The following is a 5,109-nucleotide window of genomic DNA, read 5'->3' as shown; positions in this document are numbered from 1 at the left end:
TGAACATCAAAGTTGTAAATATGTAAAATATATATAATATATTAGATCCATATGTAAAATGTATAACGAGAAGGTGAAACAGCGTGGACATCAAGAAGCTGCTGTACTTTGTGACCATTGTCGAGGAAGGGCAGATTACGCGGGCCGCGCAACGACTTCACATGGCGCAGCCACCTCTCAGCTTGCAGCTCAAGGCCTTGGAACGAGAACTGGGCGTGCAACTGCTGGATCGGAGCAATACACGAGTTGAACCCACACAAGCTGGGTGGACGTTTTACCATCGAGCGAAGGAAATTCTCAACTCCGTCGAAGGTATGGTCACGGAGATCAAAGAGTTGGGGCAGGGGATTCGCGGTCAATTGTCCATCGGGACGGTCATGTCCTGTGTATCGTACCTGCCGCGGCCGATACGACAGTTTCAAGCCTTGTATCCTCAGGTCACATTTCGACTGTGGGAGGGAGATTCTCCCTATGTCGAGCAGTTGCTCCGCGACCACCAGATCGATCTCGGCATCACACGACTGCCGGTGGAATCGCCCGATATGGGCATGATCCGCTTGCACACCGAACCCCTGGTCGCAGTTCAACCACCTGGGTGGCAGGTGCTTCACGGGGATCAGATTCGGATCGAAGAACTGAAGGACTTCGAACTGATGGTGTTGCACGGTCAAGGCAGCCGGGGACTTTTCAGCATGTTTCACGAGACCTGTCAAAGTTATGGATTTCACCCGAAAATCATCTGCGAAAGTCCAGACGTCGCCACATTGTTGACGCTTGTGGACTCGGCGATTGGGATAGCCATCGTGCCGAAACTTGCCGTCCAATTGCGCCCTGAGGGGACACTCGTCTACGCGGAGATCGTACCGCAAATGAGTTCGGACACCGCCATCATTTGGTCCGAAGGCAGAAGACTGTCCCAAGCCGCGGAGCACTTTCGAACCATCTTAGTCGACTCGCTCTCCAGTCAGTTCATCGAGGGATCCAGTGACGCGAATGGACTCTAACCTTGCGTCGTTCGCGCAGTCGCGAATCAGGGTGACGTTGTCATTCTGTGTAGACACCGATTGAAAGAGATCGTTGAACACCCGCAACGCCACGTCAACCGCTTCGGCAGTTTGGCCGCTGAAATTCCGTGTGTCGTCGTTAAACGCCACGATGCCATGGACATCTTCGATGATTTGGTTGACGATTTGGTTCACGTCTCGCGTGCGATGTTGCGTCATGTCCGCCAAATGGCCAATTTCGTTGGCGATCACGCTGAACCCGCGCCCGTGCTGGCCGGATCGAGCGGCTTCTATTTGTGCGTTCAACGTGAGAAGACGGCTTTGTTCCGCAAATTGCGAGATCACTCTGGCAATTTCTTGAATGTCTTCGATGCGCGACGCGAGTACGTCAATGCGGGTTTGTTGCTGATTGTTTGTCATCAGGAAGCTTTCGAGCGTCAGGTTGACCCGCTCCAAGACTTGTCTGCCTTCGGACGTGAACATGGTCATTCGGGTCGACTCGGATTCGCTTTGTTCAGTCGCTCGAACGACGCCCGAAATTAAGGTTTGGATACGTTCGACCATCGCTTTCGTGCGGGTCAAGGTTTCTTTGCGCAAGGCCTCGGCCTGTTTCTGCATGGTCCGCGACATGGAGAGGATGTCGCGCATGGTCAGAATGCCTATGAACCGATCATCTTCTGTCACGACCACCGGATCGTAAACGCGGTCTTCGGGTCTGGAGAGCGCGAGGTCAATCGCCTCCATGGGCTCCATCCGATGACTGACGATGAGAGGCGCATCGTCCATCAACAGCGTGATCGGCCGGCCGAGATAGAGCTGTGTGCCAAATCGTTGACCGAGTTGCTGGTAAAAGTGCGCCTTCATGACCATGCCCCGAACGCGCTGAAGCGAGTCACAGACGACGATGCTTTCGGCCGAAGTGGTCGTGAACAACATGTCCACGTCTTTACTTGGCATCGTCGGCAGGACGTGGGGGACGGTTTGAATAAATGATGCCAGGCTGCTGCTTGCTTGAAGCATGTCGAGTTGGATCAGCGTAGTTTGTGTCATCGAAGAATGCCTCCTGATCGACGGCCGTGCGTCGTTTCATTCGCTTTGTTTGGTGGGAAGAAGACCGGAGATTACGACAGAGATTCGTGCTCTCTGGGCCTTCCCAATAGGTATCCTTGTCCATATTGAACGCCGCACGACTGTGCACACGATTGTTCCTCGATGGTTTCAATGCCCTCCGCGATCACGGTGCCCGAGAATCCTCGCGCGATATCGCAAATCGCTCGCACAATGTCTTGCTTCGTTGGATTTTGATCAATGTCTCGAATCAATTCTGTGTCGATTTTGACGAATTCAGGCTTGACCTGGACGAGAGTCACAAGTCCGGAGTACCCTGAGCCCAAATCATCGATCGCGATTTGGTAGCCTTGATCTCTGTAGTGATCCACCAATTGCAGAAATGCGGGGTAATCATCGATGGCACGATGTTCCGTGATTTCAAAGACGACTTGTGCCGGTGTCAAGCCGCATTCTTCAAGCACCTTCCGCGTATCGCCGACGCGAAACATGGGATCGAACAAAATATTCGGGGAGACATTGAGAAACAATTTTTCGTCTGAACCGACTCTTGCTCGTCGAATTCCTTCGTTCCTGCAGAGCCTTTCCAATTCGAGAAGATACCCAAATTCCTCAGCGACTTGAAACAGTTCAACAGGATGTTCCAGCGACGACCCCTCAGGACCTCGAGACAGATTTTCGAACCCCAAAACTTTTTTCGTTTGAAGCTCGACAATCGGTTGATAGTAACTGGTGACGTTTTTCGATTTCAGGATGATTTGAAGTTCGGATTGGTGCGTGAACGACTTGGGATTGGCAATCGATTGAGCGGACCTCGCGGCACACGCGACAAGTTGATAGAGCTGTCTGTTCGGATCGGAGTTCTCCAAGCACTCGGAATGCGAGACGCCGTATCGCAGTTGAACTGGAGCGGAACGGGTGGTCAGCCTTTTGGCATTCAGATGGGTTTGTACAAGTTCCACAAAGGAACGCAACACGTCGACGCCTTGGGCAAACGTTGCGATATGTGGGAATAGGAACGTAAAGCAGCCGTACCCAATCTCCAAAATGACAACATCTTGGAGAACAGGCAGGTCACTGCACCGAAGATCGTGCAAGCCTTCTGTAAACTGTTGGACGACTTCGTCGCACGCCTGTGGCGCGAAACGCGCACGGTTGGCAAAATCAATGACATCTATGTATAAAACGGCGCCTCGTTTGAACTGAGACAAAATCGAACCCTGGGTCGCCAATCCGTCCATGAGGACATTTGGGATCGCTGGAATGGCTTGTGTGGAAATCATCGTTGTCTTCCCCCAACGCAATTTTTCACCCAAAGCATACTGGATCCACGATGCGAATTCGTGAACGTTGGGTAATATTTTGTTGAAAAATGGCACATTGTGGGCGATTGTCGAAATTTGTCCGAACAGAGGAAAACCTGTGAAACGTCGTACGATTTCGGCGATTTGAATCCGGTTGATCCCGCGATTGTCGCCCACCTTTTCGGTAGTGATCCAACCATTACAGACGTGGCGTTTGTCCATTTCGAGACGACAACGGGGATGCTCAACTCATTGGCTGAAGTGGTTCGAGAGATTAGATCGCGTAATCGCCGCGTCATCGTGGACGCGATGAGCAGTTTTGGCGGCGTTCATATGCAAGTGGAAGCGCTGGATATCGATTTTTTGATCAGTTCCGCCAATAAGTGCATCCAAGGCGTGCCCGGATTCGGGTTCGTGATGACCATACTTGGGTTCACGGTGCTGCTGCCGGAATTCGTGCAGTCGCCGACCATCACCTCGTTTCCATATCCAAACGAGTCGTTTCGGTTCGCCGCGTTTTATCAAGCGCTGAAATCGCGAGGGTACGTGATTTATCCTGGGAAGCTCACTGAAATGCAGGCGTTTCGAATTGGGGCGATTGGCAACATCCACCCAAGCGATATCGAAGCGTTCATTCTGGCGGTTGAGGATGTCAGCGGAACCATCGAGTGAAGCCGCCTCGAACAAAAAGCCCGCGATCCATGTCGCGGGCTTTTTGCGTTGGGGCGAATTTGATTTCGAATTGGTCGATTACACGCTTTCCGCCACGCCGACATTCTGGTCGTTTGCGTGCGCATCGGCAGTATGGCGCTGCCGACGGATAAACAGCGAGCCAATCAGGGCAAGCGCCGCAAAGATGCAGCTGACGAGGAAGGCGTGATCGATCCCGTGGACAGTGGCAAGTTTGGTTGCTTGAGCGATTGCGGACGGCGTCGTGATCGGATGGGTCCTGGAGGACATCAGGGTCTTGAGGTCGCTCTTTGTTCCCTGTGTCATCACCGTAATCAGGAGCGCCGTTCCGATGGCCCCGGCAACCTGTTGCAGGGTGTTGCCCATGGCCGTTCCGTGGGCGTGCAGGCGGTTTGGCAGCTGATTGAGGCCCGCTGTCATGACAGGCATCATGAGCAAGGACATGCCCAGCATCAGAACGGCGAACGTGACGATCAGCGTCGGATAGTGCGTCGTCACCGTCAGTTTTGTGAATTCGTACATGCTGCCCAAAGCCAAGATGGAACCCACGATAGCCAGAGGGCGGGCGCCGATCTTGTCGAACACCATGCCCGTAATCGGCGATAGAATGCCCATGATGGCCGCGCCAGGCAAGACCAACAGTCCGGACTTCAGCGAACTGAATCCGTGGACATTCTGCAGGTACAGCGGGAACAACATCATGGACGAGAACATCGCCATCATGATCATGACATTCACGATGGTCGCCGTAGTAAAGATTCCGTAACGGAAGACGCGCATTTCCAGCATCGGTTCCTTCATCCGAAGCTGCTGGATCACGAAGGCAGCGAGGCTGGCGATTCCGATGGCGATGGAAGTGTATACGCGATCGCTGTTCCAACCGACATTGCCTGCTGTGCTGAACCCGTACAGAATTCCGCCAAAACCCAGCGTGGATAAAATCACCGCTGGAATGTTGATAGCGGTCTTGCGCGTCTCTGTGAAATTACGGAGGTAAATGGCTGCGAAGATGAGATCCAAAATCGCGATCGGCAATATCACAA

The 5,109-nt window shown here is 52.9% G+C and carries 5 protein-coding genes; 2 read left to right on the top strand and 3 right to left on the bottom strand.

The features are described 5' to 3' along the window. Positions 1-83: 83 nt before the first annotated feature. Complete coding sequence (locus AAC01S_RS18025; RefSeq protein WP_067625767.1) at positions 84-1,004, top strand: LysR family transcriptional regulator; 921 nt, start codon at positions 84-86, stop codon at positions 1,002-1,004. On the opposite strand, the gene AAC01S_RS18020 is transcribed toward AAC01S_RS18025, so the two are convergent. After that, positions 945-2,054, bottom strand: a complete 1,110-nt coding sequence (locus tag AAC01S_RS18020) for a methyl-accepting chemotaxis protein (RefSeq protein WP_067625764.1) — start codon at positions 2,052-2,054, stop codon at positions 945-947. The genes AAC01S_RS18025 and AAC01S_RS18020 overlap by 60 nt on opposite strands. Positions 2,055-2,125: 71 nt before the next feature. After that, positions 2,126-3,355 (bottom strand): EAL domain-containing protein, encoded by a 1,230-nt coding sequence (locus AAC01S_RS18015; protein ID WP_169794096.1) that lies wholly within the window; start codon positions 3,353-3,355, stop codon positions 2,126-2,128. A gap of 117 nt (positions 3,356-3,472) precedes the next feature. Here AAC01S_RS18015 and AAC01S_RS18010 point away from each other — a divergent pair, with 117 nt between their 5' ends. Then, positions 3,473-4,048 carry an aminotransferase class V-fold PLP-dependent enzyme gene (locus AAC01S_RS18010; protein ID WP_245630289.1) on the top strand — a complete coding sequence of 192 codons (576 nt, stop codon included), beginning with the start codon at positions 3,473-3,475 and terminating at the stop codon, positions 4,046-4,048. Between the two features lie 78 nt (positions 4,049-4,126). Here AAC01S_RS18010 and AAC01S_RS18005 read toward each other — a convergent pair. After that, a partial coding sequence (locus tag AAC01S_RS18005) for an MFS transporter (protein ID WP_157071283.1) occupies positions 4,127-5,109 on the bottom strand: 983 nt, incomplete at its 5' end.

The sequence above is a fragment of the Alicyclobacillus acidiphilus NBRC 100859 genome (assembly GCF_001544355.1).
In the GTDB taxonomy this organism is placed as follows: domain Bacteria; phylum Bacillota; class Bacilli; order Alicyclobacillales; family Alicyclobacillaceae; genus Alicyclobacillus; species Alicyclobacillus acidiphilus.
Note: the sequence above shows the minus strand (reverse complement) of the source record. Positions and strands in the feature narration are given on the sequence as shown.